The 20,784-nt window shown below is 39.2% G+C and carries 20 protein-coding genes; 11 read left to right on the forward strand and 9 right to left on the reverse strand.

The window, feature by feature from the left end; translation table 11 throughout:
• Positions 1-121 precede the first annotated feature (121 nt).
• Genes gatB through gatC form a run of 3 tightly spaced genes read right to left on the reverse strand, consistent with a single transcriptional unit; the run spans position 122 to position 3,437 of the window.
• The gene (gene gatB / locus RMB06_RS02840; RefSeq protein WP_311078211.1) at positions 122-1,591 is read right to left on the reverse strand and encodes an Asp-tRNA(Asn)/Glu-tRNA(Gln) amidotransferase subunit GatB; all 1,470 of its coding nucleotides are present in this window, start codon (positions 1,589-1,591) and stop codon (positions 122-124) included.
• Positions 1,591-3,069, reverse strand: coding sequence for an Asp-tRNA(Asn)/Glu-tRNA(Gln) amidotransferase subunit GatA (gene gatA, locus RMB06_RS02845; protein WP_311078212.1), 1,479 nt, complete (start codon positions 3,067-3,069; stop codon positions 1,591-1,593). Before gatA ends, gatB begins: the two co-directional genes overlap by 1 nt.
• A gap of 53 nt (positions 3,070-3,122) precedes the next feature.
• Entirely contained in the window at positions 3,123-3,437 is a 315-nt protein-coding gene (gene gatC, locus RMB06_RS02850) for an Asp-tRNA(Asn)/Glu-tRNA(Gln) amidotransferase subunit GatC (RefSeq protein ID WP_000107699.1), read from the reverse strand.
• Between the two features lie 133 nt (positions 3,438-3,570).
• On the opposite strand from gatC, the gene RMB06_RS02855 reads away from it, so the two are divergent.
• The 6 genes from RMB06_RS02855 to RMB06_RS02880 all read left to right on the forward strand — a co-directional run bounded on the left by RMB06_RS02855 (position 3,571) and on the right by RMB06_RS02880 (position 8,393).
• Positions 3,571-4,611, forward strand: coding sequence for a rod shape-determining protein (locus RMB06_RS02855; RefSeq protein WP_000601379.1), 1,041 nt, complete (start codon positions 3,571-3,573; stop codon positions 4,609-4,611).
• Positions 4,612-4,627: 16 nt separating this feature from the next.
• Entirely contained in the window at positions 4,628-5,485 is an 858-nt protein-coding gene (mreC, locus tag RMB06_RS02860; RefSeq protein ID WP_002116449.1) for a rod shape-determining protein MreC, read from the forward strand.
• Entirely contained in the window at positions 5,472-5,963 is a 492-nt protein-coding gene (gene mreD, locus RMB06_RS02865; RefSeq protein WP_002116279.1) for a rod shape-determining protein MreD, read from the forward strand. Before mreC ends, mreD begins: the two co-directional genes overlap by 14 nt.
• On the forward strand, positions 5,951-6,511 hold the full coding sequence (locus tag RMB06_RS02870; RefSeq protein ID WP_025465969.1) for a Maf-like protein: 561 nt from the start codon (positions 5,951-5,953) through the stop codon (positions 6,509-6,511). Before mreD ends, RMB06_RS02870 begins: the two co-directional genes overlap by 13 nt.
• Before the next feature lie 114 nt (positions 6,512-6,625).
• Positions 6,626-8,080, forward strand: a complete 1,455-nt coding sequence (rng, locus tag RMB06_RS02875; RefSeq protein ID WP_005064412.1) for a ribonuclease G — start codon at positions 6,626-6,628, stop codon at positions 8,078-8,080.
• Between the two features lie 139 nt (positions 8,081-8,219).
• Positions 8,220-8,393, forward strand: coding sequence for a PA1571 family protein (locus tag RMB06_RS02880; protein ID WP_002116397.1), 174 nt, complete (start codon positions 8,220-8,222; stop codon positions 8,391-8,393).
• A gap of 29 nt (positions 8,394-8,422) precedes the next feature.
• On the opposite strand, the gene RMB06_RS02885 is transcribed toward RMB06_RS02880, so the two are convergent.
• Together RMB06_RS02885 and RMB06_RS02890 are read right to left on the reverse strand one after the other, a co-directional pair.
• A complete protein-coding gene (locus tag RMB06_RS02885; RefSeq protein ID WP_069036157.1) occupies positions 8,423-9,808 on the reverse strand; it encodes a wax ester/triacylglycerol synthase family O-acyltransferase in 1,386 nt (461 codons plus the stop codon).
• 171 nt (positions 9,809-9,979) lie between these two features.
• Positions 9,980-10,714 carry a phosphoadenylyl-sulfate reductase gene (locus tag RMB06_RS02890; RefSeq protein WP_005064416.1) on the reverse strand — a complete coding sequence of 245 codons (735 nt, stop codon included), beginning with the start codon at positions 10,712-10,714 and terminating at the stop codon, positions 9,980-9,982.
• A 184-nt stretch (positions 10,715-10,898) separates the two neighbouring features.
• On the opposite strand from RMB06_RS02890, the gene thrH reads away from it, so the two are divergent.
• Positions 10,899-11,516 (forward strand): bifunctional phosphoserine phosphatase/homoserine phosphotransferase ThrH, encoded by a 618-nt coding sequence (thrH, locus tag RMB06_RS02895; RefSeq protein WP_002116438.1) that lies wholly within the window; start codon positions 10,899-10,901, stop codon positions 11,514-11,516.
• Positions 11,517-11,574: 58 nt separating this feature from the next.
• Here the strand turns inward: thrH and RMB06_RS02900 are convergent, their stop codons facing one another.
• Both RMB06_RS02900 and RMB06_RS02905 read right to left on the reverse strand, forming a co-directional pair.
• Complete coding sequence (locus RMB06_RS02900; RefSeq protein ID WP_199992940.1) at positions 11,575-13,005, reverse strand: OmpP1/FadL family transporter; 1,431 nt, start codon at positions 13,003-13,005, stop codon at positions 11,575-11,577.
• A gap of 598 nt (positions 13,006-13,603) precedes the next feature.
• Positions 13,604-14,302: an NAD(P)H-dependent oxidoreductase gene (locus tag RMB06_RS02905; RefSeq protein WP_068527776.1), complete on the reverse strand. Its 699-nt coding sequence runs from the start codon at positions 14,300-14,302 to the stop codon at positions 13,604-13,606.
• 158 nt (positions 14,303-14,460) lie between these two features.
• Here RMB06_RS02905 and RMB06_RS02910 point away from each other — a divergent pair, with 158 nt between their 5' ends.
• Positions 14,461-15,486 (forward strand): AraC family transcriptional regulator ligand-binding domain-containing protein, encoded by a 1,026-nt coding sequence (locus RMB06_RS02910; protein ID WP_311078219.1) that lies wholly within the window; start codon positions 14,461-14,463, stop codon positions 15,484-15,486.
• Between the two features lie 48 nt (positions 15,487-15,534).
• Here the strand turns inward: RMB06_RS02910 and RMB06_RS02915 are convergent, their stop codons facing one another.
• Both RMB06_RS02915 and RMB06_RS02920 read right to left on the reverse strand, forming a co-directional pair.
• Positions 15,535-16,527: a fatty acid desaturase family protein gene (locus RMB06_RS02915; protein WP_311078221.1), complete on the reverse strand. Its 993-nt coding sequence runs from the start codon at positions 16,525-16,527 to the stop codon at positions 15,535-15,537.
• Between the two features lie 105 nt (positions 16,528-16,632).
• Positions 16,633-17,433 carry a PaaX family transcriptional regulator C-terminal domain-containing protein gene (locus RMB06_RS02920; RefSeq protein WP_311078223.1) on the reverse strand — a complete coding sequence of 267 codons (801 nt, stop codon included), beginning with the start codon at positions 17,431-17,433 and terminating at the stop codon, positions 16,633-16,635.
• A gap of 353 nt (positions 17,434-17,786) precedes the next feature.
• Here RMB06_RS02920 and RMB06_RS02925 point away from each other — a divergent pair, with 353 nt between their 5' ends.
• From RMB06_RS02925 to RMB06_RS02935, 3 genes are all read left to right on the forward strand, one after another.
• Positions 17,787-18,605: an undecaprenyl-diphosphate phosphatase gene (locus RMB06_RS02925; RefSeq protein ID WP_311078225.1), complete on the forward strand. Its 819-nt coding sequence runs from the start codon at positions 17,787-17,789 to the stop codon at positions 18,603-18,605.
• 158 nt (positions 18,606-18,763) lie between these two features.
• Positions 18,764-19,660, forward strand: a complete 897-nt coding sequence (locus RMB06_RS02930) for an AraC family transcriptional regulator (RefSeq protein WP_311078227.1) — start codon at positions 18,764-18,766, stop codon at positions 19,658-19,660.
• 31 nt (positions 19,661-19,691) lie between these two features.
• Entirely contained in the window at positions 19,692-20,702 is a 1,011-nt protein-coding gene (locus RMB06_RS02935; protein WP_311078230.1) for an NAD(P)H-quinone oxidoreductase, read from the forward strand.
• Positions 20,703-20,784: the final 82 nt, after the last annotated feature.

Below are 20,784 nucleotides of genomic sequence, written 5' to 3' on the forward strand. Positions count from 1 at the left end.
ATTAGCATAGTCGGTATGTCATTTTTCAGAAAAAAGCGCATTCTTTAGTCGAAAGGTGCTTTAAAAGGATATAAAAAAGCCCCGATAAATCGAGGCTTTTTTGTTGAGTTAGCTAATGAAATTAACCAATCAATTTTTTCATTAATTCATTTACTTGAGCAGGGTTAGCTTTACCCTTAGAAGCTTTCATGACTTGACCAACAAGACCGTTAAAGGCTTTTTCTTTACCAGACTTGTACTCTTCAACCATTTTTTCATTGGCTGCAAGCACTTCTTTAATAATTGCTTCAATTGCACCAGTGTCGGTTTCTTGCTTTAAGCCTTTTTCCGCAATAATGTCATCGGCAGATTTACCTTCCGATTCCCACATAAAGCCAAAGACTTGTTTAGCAATCTTACCGCTAATGGTGTTATCAACAATGCGTGCAATCATGCCGCCAAGTTGTTCAGCAGAAACAGGAGAGTCTGCTAAGTCTAGGCCTGCTTTGTTTAAAGCACCAGAGAACTCACCCATTACCCAGTTTGCAGATACTTTACCTTGCTTCGCACCACCAGCAGCAGCCACAACAGCTTCATAGAAGTCCGCCATTTCGCGTGAGAGCGTAAGTACATGTGCATCGTACTCAGTTACACCAAAGTCTGCGATAAAGCGCGCACGGCGAGCAGCAGGGAGCTCTGGAAGTGCAGCGCGAGCAGCTTCGATTTGCTCATCTGCAATAATCACAGGTAACAAATCTGGATCTGGGAAGTAGCGATAGTCGTTCGCTTCTTCTTTAGAACGCATAGAGCGTGTTTCCATTTTGTTTGGATCGAACAAACGAGTTTCTTGGTCGATACTTCCGCCGTATTCCAAAATTTCCATTTGGCGTTCAATTTCAACATTGATCGCTTGCTCAATGAAACGGAATGAGTTGAGGTTTTTAAGCTCGCAACGTGTACCAAACGGTTGGCCCGGACGGCGTAAAGATACGTTACAGTCCGCACGGAATGAACCTTCAGCCATGTTACCGTCAGAAATACCTAACCAACGTACTAATGTGTGAATTGCTTTGATATAAGCAATAGCTTCTTCAACCGAACGCATGTCGGGCTCAGAAACGATTTCAAGTAAAGGTGTACCAGCACGGTTTAAGTCAATGCCAGACATACCTTCAAATTGGTCATGTACAGATTTACCCGCATCTTCTTCAAGGTGAGCACGAGTTACACCAATACGTTTAGTCGTACCATCTTCAAGTTGAATGTCGATGTGACCCAAGCCCACAATTGGGTTATCCATTTGGCTAATTTGGTAGCCTTTTGGAGAGTCTGGGTAGAAGTAGTTTTTACGTGCAAACACAGATGCTTGGTCGATGTATGCATCAATTCCAAGACCAAAGCGAATTGCAAGATCAACTACTTTTTCATTTAAAACAGGCAATACACCCGGCATTGCCAAGTCTACAAGGCTGGCTTGTGTATTTGGGTCTTGACCAAATTCAGTCGATGAACCTGAGAAAATTTTAGAATTGGTTGCAAGCTGAGTGTGAATCTCGATACCAATAACGACTTCCCAACCGTCAATCAATTTCAACTTTTGAGCTTCAGCCATTATGCATTCTCCTCAGCAATTGCCGCACGTTGAGTATGGAAATCGGTGTTTTGTTGGTATTGATAAACAATCGACAACAATTGTGATTCTGACCAGTAGTTACCAATTAATTGTAAGCCTACAGGTAAGCTGTCTTTATCAAAACCAACAGGAGCATTAATCGCTGGTAAGCCTGCCAAGTTCACTGCAAGTGTATAGATATCGCCTAAATACATTTCAGTTGGACTTAAGTTCGCACCAATTTTATATGCAGTTGTTGGAGCAGCAGGAGCAGCAATCACATCTACATTTTCAAATGCCTTTAAGAAGTCTTGTTGAATTAAACGACGTACTTTTTGTGCTTTCACATAGTAAGCATCGTAATAACCCGCAGAAAGCGCATAAGTACCAATGAGAATACGACGTTGAACTTCTGGACCAAAACCTTCTGAGCGAGAGCGTTTGTAAAGATCCATCAAATCAGCTGGGTTTTCACAGCGGTAGCCGTAACGAACGCCATCATAACGTGACAAGTTAGAAGATGCTTCAGCTGGTGCAATGAGATAATACGTTGGGACATACGCTTCAGTCATGTTGAGGTCGATCTCAACAAGCGTTGCACCCATTTCTTCAAGCTTTTTCAATGATTCTTCAACACGAGCTTTTACGTCTGCATCTAAACCTGCAACGTTAAAGTACTGTTTAGGAATACCAATGCGTAGACCTTTTACAGATGTGTTGTTTAAGTTTGCAACGTAGTCATCAACTTCTTTTTTAACCGAAGTCGAGTCTTTTGCATCGTGACCTGCAATTACATTCATTAAGTAAGCACAGTCTTCAGCAGAGCGTGCCATTGGCCCCGCTTGGTCTAAAGATGATGCATAAGCAATGATCCCGAAACGAGATACACGACCATAGGTTGGTTTTAAGCCTGTTAAACCGCAGAAAGAGGCAGGTTGACGGATTGAGCCACCTGTATCAGTGCCTGTTGCAAAAGGGGCAAGATCAGCCGCTACAGCCGCAGCAGAACCACCTGATGAGCCACCAGGAACGTGGTCAAGCGCCCATGGGTTGCTTGTTGCGCCAACATATGAGCTTTCAGAAGTTGAACCCATTGCAAACTCGTCCATGTTCACTTTACCTAAAGTGACAAGACCAGCTGCTTTAGTTTTTTCAACAACAGTTGCATCGTAAGGAGAGATGAAGTTGTCTAGTATTTTTGAACCGGCAGTTGTTTTAATGCCTTTGGTACAAAAGATATCTTTATGCGCAAGAGGAATACCCGTTAAAGCGGTTGCATTACCTGCTTTTAATGCAGCATCGGCAGCGTCGGCTTCAGCAAGCGCTTGTTCAGGCGTAACCGTCACGTAGCTTTTTACCAGTGGGTCAATTTTAGCAATACGTTTTAAATAGTGTTCAGTCAGTTCGCGAGATGAAAACTTCGCTTGGCTTAAGCCCTCAGCAAGTTCACGAATTGATAAGCGATGTAAATCAGTCATGAGTAAAATTTCTTTACATTCAAAATAGGGAAGATGGGTTAATTGAGTAAAAGTTATTCAATCACGCGAGGAACAAGATACAAACCATCTTGAGTTGCAGGCGCAACTGCTTGGTATTCATCTCGATGATTGCTTTCAGTTACCACATCAGCACGTAAAGGTTGAGGATTGTCAAAAGGACTTTTCAAAGGTTCTACGCCTTCCGTATCAATGCCTTTTAAGGTTTCCATCATGCCTAAAATTTTATTTAGACTTTGAGCATATTCAGCAGATTGCGTATCATTGAGCGACAATCGAGCAAGATTGGCGATTGCTGAAACTGTTTGTGCATTTAAATCTGCTGAATGCTGTGCATCCGATGTAGACATAACATCACCTAATCAGTATTAAAAATTTTCAAAATATCGTGCGTTATAATAAGCGATTGACTTGTTCAAATCATCACATTTAGTTTAAAGTTGCCACCTTGCATCCACATGAAAGTTTAACTGAGAACGAACCGTGATTCTAAAACGACTAATTGGCTTGTTTTCGCCGGATCTAGCCATTGATTTAGGTACAGCAAATACACTTATTTATGCACCAGGCCGCGGCATTATATTAAATGAACCAACAGTTGTGGCAATTCGTCACAGTGGTTCACAAAAAATTGTTGCTGCTGTAGGTCTAGATGCTAAGCAAATGCTGGGCCGTACGCCTGCGAATATTTCTGCAATTCGTCCAATGAAAGACGGTGTAATTGCGGATTTTGAAGTGACTGAAACCATGTTGAATCAGTTTATTGGTAAAGTTCACGAAAAACGTTTGTTCCCACCTGCACCTCGTGTAGTTGTATGTGTACCATGTAAATCAACTTTGGTCGAGCGTCGTGCGATTCGCGAAGCAGTATTTAATGCTGGTGCCCGTGATGTTCGTTTGATTGAAGAGCCTATGGCGGCAGCAATTGGCGCAGGTATGCCAGTTGAACAAGCATGTGGTTCTATGGTTGTGGATGTTGGTGGCGGTACAACAGAAATTGCAATTATTTCATTGCAAGGTTGTGTCTATGCTGACTCTTTACGCATCGGCGGCGATGTTTTTGATGAGCAAATCATCAATTATGTTCGTAAAGCTCACGGTTGTGTGATTGGTGAAACCACTGCTGAAATTATTAAAAAAGAAGTAGGCATGGCTGTTTCTGATGGTACAACATTAGAAATCGAAGTACGTGGCCGTAACCTTGCAGAAGGTGTGCCTCGTGCAATTACCGTAACTTCTGACGAAATTACTCAAGCCATTTCTGATCCATTACAAAGCATTGTAAGCGCTGTGAAATCTGCTCTTGAGCAAACTCCTCCTGAACTTTCTTCTGATATTGCTGAGCGCGGTATTGTGTTGACAGGTGGTGGTGCGCTACTTCGTAACCTTGACAAGTTATTGGCTCAAGAAACTGGTTTACCAGTTGTTGTTGCTGAAGATCCTCTTACTTGCGTAACCCGTGGTGGTGGTAAAGTATTAGAATTCTTCGACAACCCGAACCATGACATGCTTTTCGTCGGTTAAGTTTAAGGATTAGGCGGTGCAACCGAATATTTTTTCAAGACAGCCGCCATCTTTCCGCTCGTTCATTATTGCGGTTATTACATGTTTGGTTGTGCTGTTCTTTGATTGGCGCATGCCTTATGTAATTCAGCCAGCAAGGGATGTCTTGTACGCTGCATATAACCCAATTTATGCATTGGCTAGTTATCCGGTACTGTCGAGAGAATGGCTGAATCAACAAACAAAATCTGAAGCACAACTGCGTCGTGAAAATACCGCGATGCAGGCTGAGCTTTTACAAGCTCAAGTCCGCTTACAGAAACTTTCTGAACTGTCAGCTGAAAATACCCGTTTACGAGGACTTCTTGATACACCATTAATTATTGATGGTCGTATGGAAATTGCCGAAGTGATTGGGACAGATGCAGATCCATTACGTCATATCATCATTATTAACCGAGGGTCTACGGACCATCTAAAGGTCGGTCAAACGGTTCTGGATGATAAGGGGATTATGGGGCAGATTATTAATGTATATCCTCATAGCTCACGTGTGATGTTGTTATCAGATAAAGAACATTCACTGTCGGTACGTCTTGAACGTACAGGAATGCGGGCGATTGTTTCTGGTACAGGTGATTTGGGCCGTTTAAAAATGGAATATGTCCCGACCAGTGCGAATATTCAGGTGGGTGATAAAGTGTTTAGCTCAGGCTTGGGTGAACATTTCCCAGCAGGTTACGCAGTGGGTACAGTTGCCAAAATAAAACGCCATAATTCAGGTGAGTTTGCTGAAATTGATGTAACACCATCAGCACAATTAGCAACAGGCCATCATGTAGTTGTACTTTTCTCTGAATCATTAGCGAAGGAGCAGCCGTATGCCGATCGCTAAACTAAAACGAGAAAAGCGTAAAGATCCATTATGGGGAATTATTCTCTCCGTTATTGTGGGTTCTGTACTTATGGTTTATCCGCTATCTTATGATATTTCAGGATGGCGGCCACTATTCATGTTAATGATTATGCTATTTTGGGTAGTATGTCAGCCAACATGGTGTGGGGTCTGGTTTGCATTTGGGATGGGGATTTTTACAGACTTACTGCTTGATGCGCCTTTAGGGCTCAATGCCTTAAGTTTTGTAATTGTGACTTTTCTTACCCGTTTTTTAATTCGGGAACGCCGTATTTTAACTTTTGTTAATTTATGGACGATAGCAACGCTGGTCATTATTGCCCATTTAGCATTTATGTGGGTAACACAGACGATGGGTGGAATTCATTTTTCGATTGCTAGACATTGGCAACCTTTGATGACAAGTATCATCACGTGGCCAGTCGTCTATTATTGTTTGGCAAAATGGCGCATATAGTTTTAGCATCTAGCTCTCCTCGTCGGAAGGAGCTGTTGCAACAGCTAGGCTTAGATTTTGAAATCTATAGTCCTGACATTGATGAGTCTGTTCATGAAAATGAGCTGGTTCATCATTATGTTGAACGGTTGGCTAGAGAAAAAGCTCAGACTGTATTGAAGCTTTTTCCAGAAGCAATTGTTATTGCTGCCGATACAAGTCTGGGACTTGATGGTCAAATTATTGGTAAGCCTGAATCGAAAAATCATGCCTTTGAAATCTGGAAACAATTATCTGGACGTTGGCATGATGTGTTTTCTGGACTGTGCGTTGCGACTCAACAACAGATGTTAAGTCAGGTAGTGCAAACACAAGTTGAGTTTCAGCGCCTGACTACACAGGATATGGAAGATTATTGGACCACGGGTGAGCCTGTTGGAAAAGCGGGTGGATATGCAATTCAAGGAATTGCCTCGCAATATATTCCCCAAATTCAAGGAAGTTATAGTAATGTGGTAGGACTTCCTTTATACGAATTTGCACAGTTATTCAAAAGAGTAAAGACATAAGGGGTTGTTATCATTCTTCATTGAATAGCATTGTCGATGAACACCAGACAACGTTAAAGTTAACAGCTTCTCTGACTCTTTAATAAAAAATTTTATAATGCTTTGAGTTTATGTATGTCAGAAGAACTACTTATTAATGTCACGCCTATGGAGTGTCGGGTGGCATTAATCGAAAATGGAACTGTTAATGAACTGTATGTCGAGCGTACAGTTAAACGCGGTCTAGTCGGCAATATCTACAAGGGTAAAGTTGTACGAGTGCTTCCGGGCATGCAAGCTGCCTTTGTGGATATTGGTTTGTCTCGAACAGCCTTTTTACATATCAATGATATGGTTTGGCCTCGTTCGCAGCCTACCCCAAATGTCTTTGAGCTATTACATCCTGGGCAAACCCTTACTGTCCAAGTAATGAAAGATATGTTGGGCACAAAAGGTGCACGGCTAAGTACAGATCTTTCAATCCCTTCTCGCTATTTGGTTTTAATGCCGTATGGTAACCATATTGGTGTTTCGCAGCGTATTGAGTCTGAAGAAGAGCGAGATCGACTGCGTAATATTATTGAAGGTATTCAATCTGAGCATAATTTACCCGGTAGCGTGATTGTCCGTACGGCTGCAGAAGGTGTGGATGAGGCAGAAATTGCTCAGGACATGTGCTATCTGAGCAAATTGTGGGAGTACATACAGCGTAAGCAGACTGACGTTGCTGTTCCTTCTTTAATTTTTGAAGAACTTCCATTACCTCAACGTATTATTCGTGACTTAGCAAGCGAAGAAACTGCAAAGATTTATGTAGATTCGCGAGAGATTCACGCAAAACTGCTTGAGTTTGTGGATGAGTTTGTCCCGAATATGAAGAGTCGCCTCATCCATTATCCGGGTGAGCGACCACTATTTGATCTTTATAATGTTGAAGAAGATATTCAAAAAGCCTTACAAACTCGCGTAGCTTTGAAGTCGGGTGGTTATCTGATGATCGACCAGACTGAAGCCATGACAACGATTGACGTTAATACAGGTTCATATGTAGGTGGTCGTAGTCTTGAAGACACTGTTTTTAAAACCAATATGGAGGCGACTCAAGTTATCGCGCGTCAACTTAGACTGCGTAATTTGGGGGGGATTCTCATTATTGATTTTATTGACATGCAAGAAGCAACTCACCGTGAAGAGGTGATGCGTCAGTTTGAGAAAATGCTTGAGCGAGATCACGCGAAGACCAAAATTACTCAAGTGTCAGAACTTGGTCTGGTCGAAATGACGCGTAAACGAACTCGTGAATCATTAGAACACTTGTTATGTGAATCATGTCCAACATGCCAAGGGCGGGGTTTTGTCAAAACAGCGGAGACAGTGTGTTACGAAATATTTCGTGAGATATTACGATATACCCGCGCATTTGAGTCAACGAGTGGCTTTACTGTTGTTGCCCATCCTTCTGTGATTGACCGATTATTAACAGCAGAAGCACCAGCAGTAGCCGATTTAGAGCATTTTATTAACCGTGTTATTAAATTTCAGGTCGAAAATTTATATACGCAAGAGCAATACGATATCATTTTAAGTTAAAGTTGTAACAAGATATCGCTTAATCCTTGTTACAACTGAAATTTTACTTTCATTCATGAATTTTAAATACTACTTACATACAGTAGCCCTAGACGTTCTCCCTATTAAACGTCTTAGCAAACAATAAGAGGTATAACCCATGAATGTAAGTGAAAACTTAATTAGCAACGGTCTTAAACATGTTTTAGAAAGCACGCCAGTAAATAGCTGCTATATGTTGAATGACCAAGGTAAAGAAGTACCAATCACAACTGCAATGATTCGTTCAGTATGTCATCAGTTGCTTAACCAGTGCCGCACAATCAAAAAATAAGGGGCCAATTCAAAGCCCCTTAACTTTTTCTAACTTGCTGAATGATGTTTCAGCTGTTTCTCTGCAATAATTTCTTCAAAACGTTGAATCTCATCTTCTAAATGAGTCAAAAGGTTTTGCATTTTCGGCAAAGCATTTCGACAAGCTGTTAATCCAACTTCAAGCTTATCTAAATAACTAGTCATGGTAATATTTAGAGCTTGTCCATCCATGACAATCGAAGCAGGGTAGAGTGCATCTAATTTCGCGCCATTCCAATAAAGCGGCTCACGTGGTCCTGGTACATTGGAAATCACTAAATTGAACGCCTGACGCTTAGGAAGCATTCCTGACATGATGTTTAATCCTGCCGGACCATAAACAACTGCACTATAGTTTAAAATTTCATTCGCAGTCATGCGGCTAAAGCGTTGCTTTGAATTTTGCATGCTACGGCGAATGATTTCTAGACGTTCTAACGGTTGATCTTTGTGCGTCCCTAAATTTGCCAAAATCATGGTAATCCGGTTACTCATGTCAGAATCATCTGTACGTAATGAAGCTGGAACCATGGCAATCAGTGGCTTTTTTGGTAAGCTGTTTTGGCTAATCAAATATTCACGTAAAGCACCTGAACATACAGCCAGCACAACATCATTAATCGTTACGCCTAATGCTTTTGAAATTTTTCTAAGGCGGCTTAATTCAAATGATTGGGCCGCAAAACGACGTGAAGCACTCACTCTTTGGTTCAAAATCGACACTGGCGCCTGAAAAGTAGAAACATAATCAGGATTTTTGCCCATTTCTTTAAATATAGTCTGAGATAGCTCTTGCATAACTTTAGGAGCTATATCGAGTTGAGACTTAATGCCGCCTAAAATACTCTTAATTTTACTAGTACTTGGAGTTGGTACTTTTAGACGCTTAGCTCTTTTACTCTCAACACACCATAAGGGAACAACATGTTTCTCTTCCGGCGTTTTTGACAGAGATTTCTCGATCAAACGCATACCAGCAACACCATCTACCATTGCATGATGGATTTTAAAATACATGGCAAAACGATTGCCCTCGATTCCTTCAATAATGTCACAAGTCCAAAGTGGCTTTGCGCGATCAATTAGTGAGCTATGCTGCTGTGAAATATACACCAGAAGTTCACGAATACGGCCAGGATGAGGCAAAGCAATGTGGCGAAAGTGATGATCGATATCGAACTCTTCATCTTCATCCCAAAATAGACCACTTAAACGATTATTGAAGGGTGGAATAGGAATGCTCTTTGAGCGTTTAATATCTTCTACTAAATCATGTACAAAGGTTTCTGGTGCATTTTCAGGAATTTCAAATAAAAATAATCCACCGACATGCATGGGTTGCTGTCTTTTTTCAAGTGACAAAAAAATGAAATCAATTGGGTGTAATGGACGCATAAATCATTGTGCCTCATGCATTTTTCTAAGAAGCCCTTATATGAGCTCTTATTAGAATTATAGAACCGTAGAATTAAGTATATAGCGTTTAGAGTAGAGAAAATATGACTTTGTGTACGGAACATGACATAAAAAAAACCACTGATTTGCCAGTGGTTTTTTGATATCCAATTACTTTTTCATATTACCAGCATGTAAGCCACACTCTTTTTGAGTGGCTTCTTCCCACCACCAACGTCCTTCACGCTCATGTTGATTTGGTAATACAGGTCGCGTACATGGTTCACATCCAATAGAAACAAAACCACGCTCATGAAGAGGGTTATATGGAATTTCCATCATACGGATGTAGCTCCATACCTCAGCACTTGTCCAGTTCGCTAGAGGGTTATATTTAATGAGTTGCTTACCTGGGCCAGAGAAACCTGCATCAGCTTGTACTACAGGAATTTCTGTACGCGTACCTGGGCTTTGATCTTTACGTTGACCCGTAATCCAGCCATCTAAAGTCGCAAGTTTTTTACGTAAAGGCTGAACTTTTCGAATACCGCAACATTCTTGATGCCCATCTGTAAAAAAGCTGAATAAACCTTTTTCGTTTACCATGTTTTGAACAGCTTCAGATTCAGGGAAACAAATTTCGATATTGATATTGTAATGTTTACGAACAGTTTCAATAAATTGATAAGTTTCGGCATGCAGGCGGCCCGTGTCGAGACTAAATACACGGAAAGGTTTACCTAAGCGTGAAGCAATATCGATTAACACAACATCTTCTGCTCCCGAAAATGAAATTGCAATTTCACCTTGTTGGCTTAAGGCAAGTTCTAAAATTTCTCGAGGGCTTTTGGTTGCATATTCAGCAGCAAGAGCATCTACGATATCAATAGTCGGAATAACGGTCATGTGTGTTCCTGGCAAAAGGCTTGGGCGCATTGAGTTATGAAAAATATTCTAAAGGATAGTTGATAAAGTGCTTAGCACTTTAATTTCGATCCTTATGAATAAAATTGATTTGATCAATAACAACGCAAAACTGAAAATCTTAATGGTATGATACAGCAATTTTTAACCAACGTTGGAAGCATTCATGGAAATCGTATGCCTAGATCTTGAAGGGGTTTTAGTTCCTGAAATCTGGATCAATTTCGCTAAAAAAACAGGGATTAAAGAACTCGAAGCAACAACTCGTGATATTCCGGATTATGATGTTTTAATGACTCAGCGTCTTAATATTTTAAAACAACACGGTTTAGGCTTAAATGACATTCAAGAAGTCATTGCTGAGATGGGGCCATTACCGGGGGCAAAAGAGTTTGTTGAATGGGTGAGTACGCATTTCCAACTCGTGATCTTATCAGATACCTTCTATGAATTTGCACATCCTTTAATGAAGCAATTAGGGTGGCCAACGATTTTCTGTCATAAGTTAGAGACAGATGAAGAAGGCATGATTACCGCTTATAAACTACGTCAACCCGATCAAAAACGTGAGTCTGTTAAAGCACTGCATGGCTTGAATTTCCGTGTAATCGCTGCAGGTGATTCGTATAACGATACAACCATGCTTGGTGAAGCGGACCATGGTTTCTTATTTGATGCGCCTGCAAATGTGATTGCTGAGTTTCCACAGTTTCCAGCTATTCACGGGTACGATGCATTAAAAGAAGCAATCCGTTCAGTTTCACAGCGTACAATCCCAGCTTAAGAATAAAGAATAAAAAAGGCGCTTAAAGCGCCTTTTTTATATGCATAATTTTTTAAACTTAGAATTTATAACCAAGTTTTAAACCATAAGCGATGGCATTGTTGTCAGAAAAGTCTGCAACATATTGATCACTACCAGCTTGTGCGCCAGTTTGAGCTTTAGCATCACCCAACCAGAAGTATTTTACACCGCCAGCAAGGAAAGTTTGTGGAGTAGGACTATATTGAAGACCTAAGCCTACGTTCCAGTAACCTTCAGTTGGGCCTAAGGTTGTTACAGGATTACCCGCGCCAGAGTCCCAGCCCACAGAAACGTTACCCGCCCACTTGTCACTAAGTTTACGGCCAACACCGGCATTAACAGACCATTGGTCATCAGAGTATTCAACTAAGTTAAAACCATTTGGACGTCCAACAAGCCCACCTACAGCTTCCGATACTTTGCCGAATTTATATGGTTGGATAGAGAAGTCTTTCCAGTTTACCCATCGTACATTCGCGAATGCCACTGTATTTGCCATGATACCTGTTTGGAAATCAAGGTTTACAGATTGAGGGGTAGTAATTGTAGTTTTGCCTTCTGAATTAATAGCTTGAAGCTTAGATGCAGGAACATCTAAACCAGCGAGCACAGAAGTAAGACCAGGAAAATTTAATAAAGATAAGTCTTCATTAATATTGGTTTTATGGTCGATTTCAGAACGATAAGTTAAAGATGCTTTAAGTGCAATTTCTGGAATTTGATAAGCTGCACCTGCTAACCAACCTACACCAGTAGTTTCTTTAATATTCGCATCATAACCATTGTAAAGGCTATAAGCTTGACCTCGAAGACTTACATTACCTTTAACTGTTTGTAATACTGGACCTGCATAGAAGTTAAAGTTTTGGTTTGGTTGGAAGCCAAAAACAAAAGATAAGTTTTGTGTATCTACCTCTACTTTAGTTCCACCAGTACCTAAATATCCATTAGCCGCTGTCAAAGCACCAGCTAATGCTTTAAAACTGTCACTTGCTAGAATTTGGCCCTTTGCACCAGTTAATGTTTGTTCATTAACAGGTATACCTCTTGATTCTAATAATTGAATTGCTTTTTTAGTAACAATCCCATCAATTGCAGCAGCTGATAAAACTGAGTCAGAACCTGGATTTGAAACGAATGCGTTATTACCTGTGTATTCTGCATCTGAACCAAATGGTTGGTCATAAAGTAAACCAAAAGAGAATTTATCGTTAAGTTGTAATTTTAAGGCTGCACTTGGGAAAAAATAATCATCAGCCATATCGCCAATATTACGACTTGTTGTGCTTGATCCTGCTTCTTTACCTGCTACATCTGGGTCTAGAATAGAAATACCAGCTTCAAAGTAGTTACCAGGTTGTAAGAATGCAGACATTGACTGTCCAGAGCGATCCAATGCTGCTGCAAAAACCCCAGTTGCAGGCAGCGTTGCTAAAATCATTGCAGTGCTCAGATGTTTTAATTTCATTTTAATCTTTCCTTGAACTTCAAGACATTTTTTTAAAAGTAACAGAGTTAAACCGTTTAAACTGTGTTGCCTTCAAAGCTCCTAATTACAAGTAATAGAAGCTTTGATAACTCCATGTAACAAAAATAGCATAATTACAATAAGAGTAAATCTGTTATATGAACTGAGGAGTACTCACTTTTTATACAAATAATGCCAATAATGGGTGAAATATGAAGGAATATTTGTATTGTTAAATTAATTTAATTAATTGATATTTATATTTTTTATCTATTAGTGGTGACCTTTGTTTTTATGACATTTTTGTCACAAATTCAAGAAAAATGGTCAAAGATTTTTTTGTAAAAATATGAATTAAGTGATTATGAAATGAGTATTAGTTGTCATTTTTAGTTGATAAGTCCAGTTTCTCTACATCTGTATATTATTGATTAAATTTTATATTATTCATTTTATGAAAAAGTTTACCTTAATTTTTTTACCAATTGATCTATTTTTTGAGCGAATTTGGATTCTATATTTGAAAGTTATGTGTAATAAAAAACCGAAAATAATGATCTAAATTCGGCTATTCTATTTTTAGAGCTAAAACACAGCATTAGAGTGGGTATAACTTTTCATCAAATTGCTCAAGTTTGGGAAATTTTAATGACTCGAGCTGGTCCAGATGAGTAAGGTAGATTACATAGTCTTCAAGAAGGGTTTGTCGTGCTTCTTGGCTAATATACGGTACATGGTAAGCAATAAATGGAGGTAGGACTTCAAAACCAGCATATGCCAAAGTACCACGTTGAAGCGGCGATAAATAATTTTCGATTGGGCCGTGAATCGAGTTTTCTCCAAACATGTGTGTTCTACCACCGAGTGTTAAACACAACATCGCTTTTTTTCCTGCCATGCCACCATGGTTGTAAAACCGCTTGCCCCCATAAAAAAGTCCAGAGACAAACACACGATCAATCCAGCCCTTTAAAATTGCTGGAACAGATGTCCAATAAAGTGGGAAATTTAAAATGACGAGATCAGCTTTTTTTATCTTTTCAATTTCTGCTTGAATATCTGGAGCTAGAAGCTGATTTTTGCTGGCATTTCTTTGTTCAAGTGCATAGTTAAAATAATCAGGTTGGTTAAGCTCTAAAAAATCTTCTTTGGATGCAACCGGGTTAAATTGCATCGCATATAAATCTGAAATTTCTACGCTGTGCCCCAATTCTTCTAAGGTTTGCTTAGCTGTACTTTTTAGAGCAGTGGTGAAAGACTGGGGTTCTGGATGAGCATGGACAATCAGAATGTTCATAGGGGAGGACCTGTATTCTTTTCAGAAATTGTGCTGTCTAGTGCAATTCAGCGGATTTTGTTTTGAATAACTATGCATCAATTTAAAAGCATGGCATAGTTCATGAACTGACAGTTTTTACCATTTCGCGCCATTTTATTTTGCTGATTGGGTTATTTATGAATCCAGAATTACCCGGAACTTATATTAATTTAATCGTCGAGACTGTTAAGCGGTGGGGGGTCTTTGGTGAGCAGCTTTTAAATGGAAGTGGAATAACTTTAGACCAATTAGAACAGCCTTACTGGTACGTTGAATTCAACATTTTAAATCAGCTTATTGAGCGGGCGATCGAGTTATGCAAAGAGCCAGCATTAGCTGGATATTTAGCTTTAAGCATGACGGCTTCATGTTATGGTTCAGTCGGAATGGCTGCCATAGTTTCTCCAAATTTAGAAGAGGCGCTGAAAATACTTGAACAATTCATTGGTTCACGTTGTAAGGTTTTTAAACCGGAATTAAAACAAGAAAATAATGATGCATGTTGGTCAATTCATCAGCCTGTTAATCAATTTCAATTGAGTTCAAATGCCAATATTTTTTTGTTAGTCGGTTTTGTTCAAATTGCAAAAAAATTAACAGGGCTTTCTCATTTGGGAAAAGTTGAATTACAAATGCCAGAGCCGATAGGTTTTTCACAAATAGGTCATCAACTGGCTGTCACTTATTTATTTAACCAAAAGCGTAATCGTTGGATATTTCCAAAAGAGTATTTAGCACAACCTGTATTAACGGCAGACCCAATGCTAGCGCCGTTGTTAAATGCACAATGTAAGCGGGATATAGAGAAATTAAACTTAAAAAGTGGTTGGAAAGGCCAAGTCAAACAAGTTGCCGAAAAATTGCTTTTAAATGGGAATATTGACGCATTAAAAGTTGGGCAAGTGGCTCATATCATGAATATGTCTGAGCGAACTTTGCAACGCTATTTAGCTCTTGATCATACTAGTTTTACCCTCTTGGTAGATTCACTGAAAAAGGAGCATGCCCAGAAACTTTTAGCTCAAAATAACATGTCGATCGAAAAAGTCGCTTTAATGCTAGGTTATGCCGAGACTTCTCACTTCACTCGTGCGTTTAAGCGCTGGATGGGGATGACGCCTAAATATTTCCAAACCCAGCATAAAATGGCGGATTCAAATTAAAGGGCCACAAATTTAAATTCATGGCCTTTCATTTATTATTTGAGTCAATTAAGTAGATTGTTCTGGCTTAGATGAGAGTGATTCAATTACTTCAAAATAGCTAGGTGGTGCCGGAACATGTCCTCGGTCTCTCAATAGACGGTGCATACGCGGCAATTTGAAGTAGGGCACCGAAGCCATTAAATGATGTTCCATGTGGTAATTGACATGAATAGGGGCCACAAAGCTTCTAGCAATCCAACCTGCACGTGTTGTACGGGTATTAGTTAAAGCTGTATTAGTCGTTTGCATCCCTGCATGTTCGGCCATGGAGCGAATTCTTAAAAATAATGGAAATGGTGTTAAATACGCTAAAGGCCATAACCAATAAAACCGTTGTTGACCAAAAGCTTTTAAGACACCATAAAGAGCTACATTGGTCGCAATGGCTCCGCTACTGTTTTTTATAATACTTTTAGCATAGTCAACGAAGTCTTTATTACTTCGGTCTAGCCAGGCTTGATCATTTGCAACGGTCCATTTCATTAAATCGAGATCCATTAACACTCGACCAAAGCTAAACTTTAATCCCGTCATACCCGTTAAGTCGCGTAAGAATTTACGAGTAAGCGATTTCTTGCTTACAGGAAAACCAGAAACTAACGAAAGATCTGGATCATCTGGAGTAGAGGTTTTTGCATGATGACGGACATGATGTACGCGATATTTTTTTAGATCATTCCAGATTGGACGGGCACATAGCCATTCACCTACAAAGTCATTTATTTTTTTATTTTTGAATAAGCTCTTATGAGATGCATCATGCATCAAAATTGCTAGGCATAACTGGCGACCTGCCAATATAGCTAAAGCTAGCATACAAGCAAGTAATTTGCCCCAGCTAGGTAAGTAATCCCACATCATGATTAAGCTAGCAAATGTTCCGCCAATAACAGCCCACGTACTTGCAACCGCCCAAGCACCGTATATATCTGAGGGTTGTGTGAGTTCCTGTATTTCTTCTCTGCTAAATAGATCCGTCACACTCACTTGTGCATTCATTTTTATTCTCCCAAATCAGATTTTGGCATTCATATTTTATATTACAAATATAATCATAAAATTTTAAAAAGTGAAATATTTGTTTGTAAAAAAATAAATCGCCTGTTAGTGGGCTAATTCATTTTCATAAAGTTTTTGCCATAGCTTTTGTCCAATCGAATCGAGCTGCTGTACATTTTGAGCAAACTGATTGCGGGCATGTTCATCAACAAATGGAGAGGGCAGTAGAGGATCATTCATGAGTAAGGTAATTGTTTCACGTCCTAATAACAAAGCTTGGGTAGCGGCCTCATTTAAGGATAAATTTTTATAGTTCAAAAGCCATTCTTGAATATCTTGACTATACATTTCATAGTTCTTTTCAAGCTGTTTGGTATCCCACAAAGAAGGAATTAACGAAGCTGTTTTTGCGTCAAATTTTTGAATAATAGAAATTTTAGCTTCATTTTCAAGACCCGCTAAAATGAGCTCTTCACATGTTTTTTCAAAGCTATACGCTAAATTATCTGGACGTATATAAATTCCAGTTTCGAGTTCTCTAAAACCAAATTGACTTAAAGCGCGTTCTCTCTTTTTTAAAGCGGTCCGATCAATACGACCTAAAGTTCCAGTAAAGACTGCCAGATATTGATGTTGCCATTCTTTAGTCTGCTTAATGCCATTTTTACGATTCAAAATAACTTTTGCCCAGTCTTTGGTGGATGGCGAAAGTTGATAAATACCGCGTTCTACACTTTCTATCATGCCTTCATTTAATAGCCGCGTTGTAGCCACACGAATACCATTGTCACTCATATTAAAAAGTTTAGCGGCAATCAATATTTGTTTAATGGTTAGCTGAGGGTAGGCCGAGGAAAGAAATAAATCGATAATGAGATGGCGTGCATTAATTTTGGTATTTTTCATTCAGATTGAATTTTTGATATGGGTTGCATTTGATCAGAATAATATCATGTTTTTTTAAGGACTTTTTAAGATCATTTTGTAGAGTAAGTAAAGGTAAAAAGCTTTGTCTATAACAAGAAAAACTTTAGCAGTTCTTAACCAAGTTTTATCTTTTTACGATAGTTAACCCAAGTTTGTCATCATGATGTGATACATTATCGCACTTTAAATAAACTGCCTTTAACTAGGGGCAATAACCACAAACGTTAGAAATGATCTGATATTGAACATGTGTTAAGTCTAATTTGAGACTTACCAATTGCGATAAAACAAATTTTAGGTCGTTCTAATGATTAACTTTCTTTGAGCAAGTTATGGAAAATTTTGAAGTTATAAAAGCACTGTTTTTAGGCTTTGTCGAAGGCTTAACTGAATTTTTACCCATCTCGAGTACAGGCCATTTAATTTTATTTGGTCATATTATCGATTTCCACTCAGACGGCGGTCGTGTATTTGAGGTCGTAATCCAGTTAGGTGCTATTTTGGCAGTGTGCTGGTTATACCGACAAAAAATTATTAACTTGATTAAGGGATTTTTTAGCGGTGATGTGGAGTCACGTCATTTTGCGATTAGTGTGCTTATTGCATTCTTTCCAGCAGTCATTATTGGCGTTTTAGCTGTCGACTTTATTAAAAGTGTTCTATTTAGCCCAATTGTGGTTGCGATTGCCTTAATTGTCGGTGGCCTGATCATTTTCTGGGTTGAATCTAGACAGTTTGAACATAAGACACTTGATGCAACTAAAATTACTTTTAAGCAAGCGCTTTTAGTGGGTCTTGCTCAGTGTGTGGCGATGATTCCAGGAACTTCACGTTCAGGCGCAACAATTGTAGGCGGAATGTTTGCGGGCTTATCACGTAAAGCTGCTACAGAATTCTCTTTCTTCCTTGCTATGCCAACCATGTTGGGTGCCGCAACTTTTGACTTAGTTAAAAATGCTGACGTACTGACTGCCGATAATATGATTAATATTGGGGTAGGTTTCGTTGCTGCTTTTATTGCCGCATTGTTTGTTGTAAAAGCATTAGTACTGTTTGTAGAACGTCATACGTTACGTGTATTTGCTTGGTACCGAATTGTACTTGGTGTAATTATTTTGATTGCAGCAATGTTCTTTAATTTATCGGCTTAAATAGCCTGATAAAGTGAAAAAACCTAGAATGCTCTAGGTTTTTTTATGCCTAAAAATTGATTTGAATTGCCTATTTATACAAAGTAAACGTAAGACAGATGTTTTCATTTTAGGTTCATTGTTATATTGATTATTAGATTACCTCTCACAATAAAACTATGCCGCAAAATCATCTTACAGAACATTTGGTCGATGCATTTTTGCACTTGGCTCCAGCAGAAGGTCTCTATCCTACTTTTATCTCTAACATCACCTTAATGCGGGTAGATCATTCCACACCACCTATTGCCGTGCTGCAAGAACCCTCAATTGTTTTAGTGATACAGGGGGTAAAGCGCGGATATATTGGTAAAGAAATCTTTCAGTTTCAACAAGGGCAGTGCTTATTCATCTCAATTGCAATACCGTTTGATTGCGATACTGTTGTTGAAAATAATGAACCAATGCTAGCGATAGCCATAAAATTTGAACCACAAATGATGACTGATCTCATTACTAAAATGGATAAACAGCAACAAGTGGTTACTGAAGATGCTCATTCAGAAGATTTAAAATTAAGCTGTGGGCTTAGAGTGATTGACATGAATACCACCATTTCTGAGGTTGCTCTCAGATTGCTCAATTTACTTCGCTCTAAACAAGATACTTTTATATTGGGTGATCAAGTTAAAAGAGAATTGGTTTATCGTGTGGTGCAGGCTTCAGGTGGCAATCTAGTCGAGAGCTTATCTGCTATGGCAAGTCGAAATGGCGTGATTTATACCATTTGTGAAATTATTCAACGTGATTATTATCATAACTTAACGGTTCAAGAATTGGCGAAACAAGCGGGCATGAGCATCTCGCTTTTTCATCAAACTTTTAAAAAGGTGACGAATTATTCGCCCTTACAGTACATCAAAATTACTCGGTTACATAAGGCACGTGAGTTAATTATGAACAATAAAATGGGAGTCGCAGAAGCCGCCTATGAAGTTGGATATGTTAGTGCTTCACAATTTAGCCGAGAATTTAAACGACTGTTTGGCGTTCCACCCAAGTCCTCAATTATTTAACATAGATTAGTATTTGAAATATAAATCAAACATGGAGCATTTTATGACCCTTCCAACAACCATGAAAATTATTGAAATTACGGCTCCTGGTGGACCTGAGGTTCTAAAAGTTCAAGATGCTAATATTCCAGAACCTCAAGCAGATGAAGTCTTAATTGAGGTAAAGGCTGCTGGAATTAATCGCCCTGATGTATTGCAGCGCATGGGTTTATATCCAATGCCTAAAGGTGTTACTCAAATACCCGGACTTGAAGTCGCTGGTGTTGTGGTTGCTGTAGGTGACGAAGTAGATCAATTCAAGGTTGGCGATAAAGTTTGCGCCCTAACAAATGGCGGCGGTTATGCAGAATATTGTGCGGTAACTGCAACTCAAGTATTACCAATACCTGAAAATTTATCATTTACTCAAGCTGCTGCGATTCCGGAAACATTTTTTACGGTTTGGGCAAATCTTTTTGATATTGGCCGTTTAAAGAAAGATGAAACCGCACTGATTCATGGTGGGGCAAGTGGTATTGGAACCACAGCTTTAGCGATTTGCCACGCTTTAGGGATTAAAACTTTTGCTACGGTTGGTAGTGAAGATAAAGTTGAAGTACTCTCAAATTTAACTACAGCAATTAACTATAAAACCCAAGATTTTGAGCAAGAAGTTTTGAAACATACTCAAGATCAAGGTGTTGATGTTATTTTGGATATTGTGGGTGGTTCTTATTTCACAAAAAATTTAAATCTATTAAAACGTGATGGCCGACTTGTCATTATTGGTTTTATGGGTGGACGAATCGCAAAAGAATTTGATTTACAAAAACTGATTTTAAAACGTGCCACAATTACGGGTTCAACGATGCGAGCACGTAATAGCCAAGAAAAAGCACAAATTGCCCAATCTTTGCATGAGCATATGTGGCCATTATTGGCACAAGGTAAGTGTTTACCGCAAATCTATAAGACGTATGCTTTTTCAGATGTACAAAGTGCTCATGCATGTATGGAGCAAGGTAATCATATTGGAAAGATTGTTTTAGAAATGAATGCATAACGCTATAATCATTGAAGTTTAGGTGAACGACAGGTTCGCCTAAACTGAATTTTATAATTCTAGATTCTGCCTATTTCTCTAT

It is taken from the genome of Acinetobacter sp. V104_13, assembly GCF_031798995.1.
In the GTDB taxonomy this organism is placed as follows: domain Bacteria; phylum Pseudomonadota; class Gammaproteobacteria; order Pseudomonadales; family Moraxellaceae; genus Acinetobacter; species Acinetobacter pittii.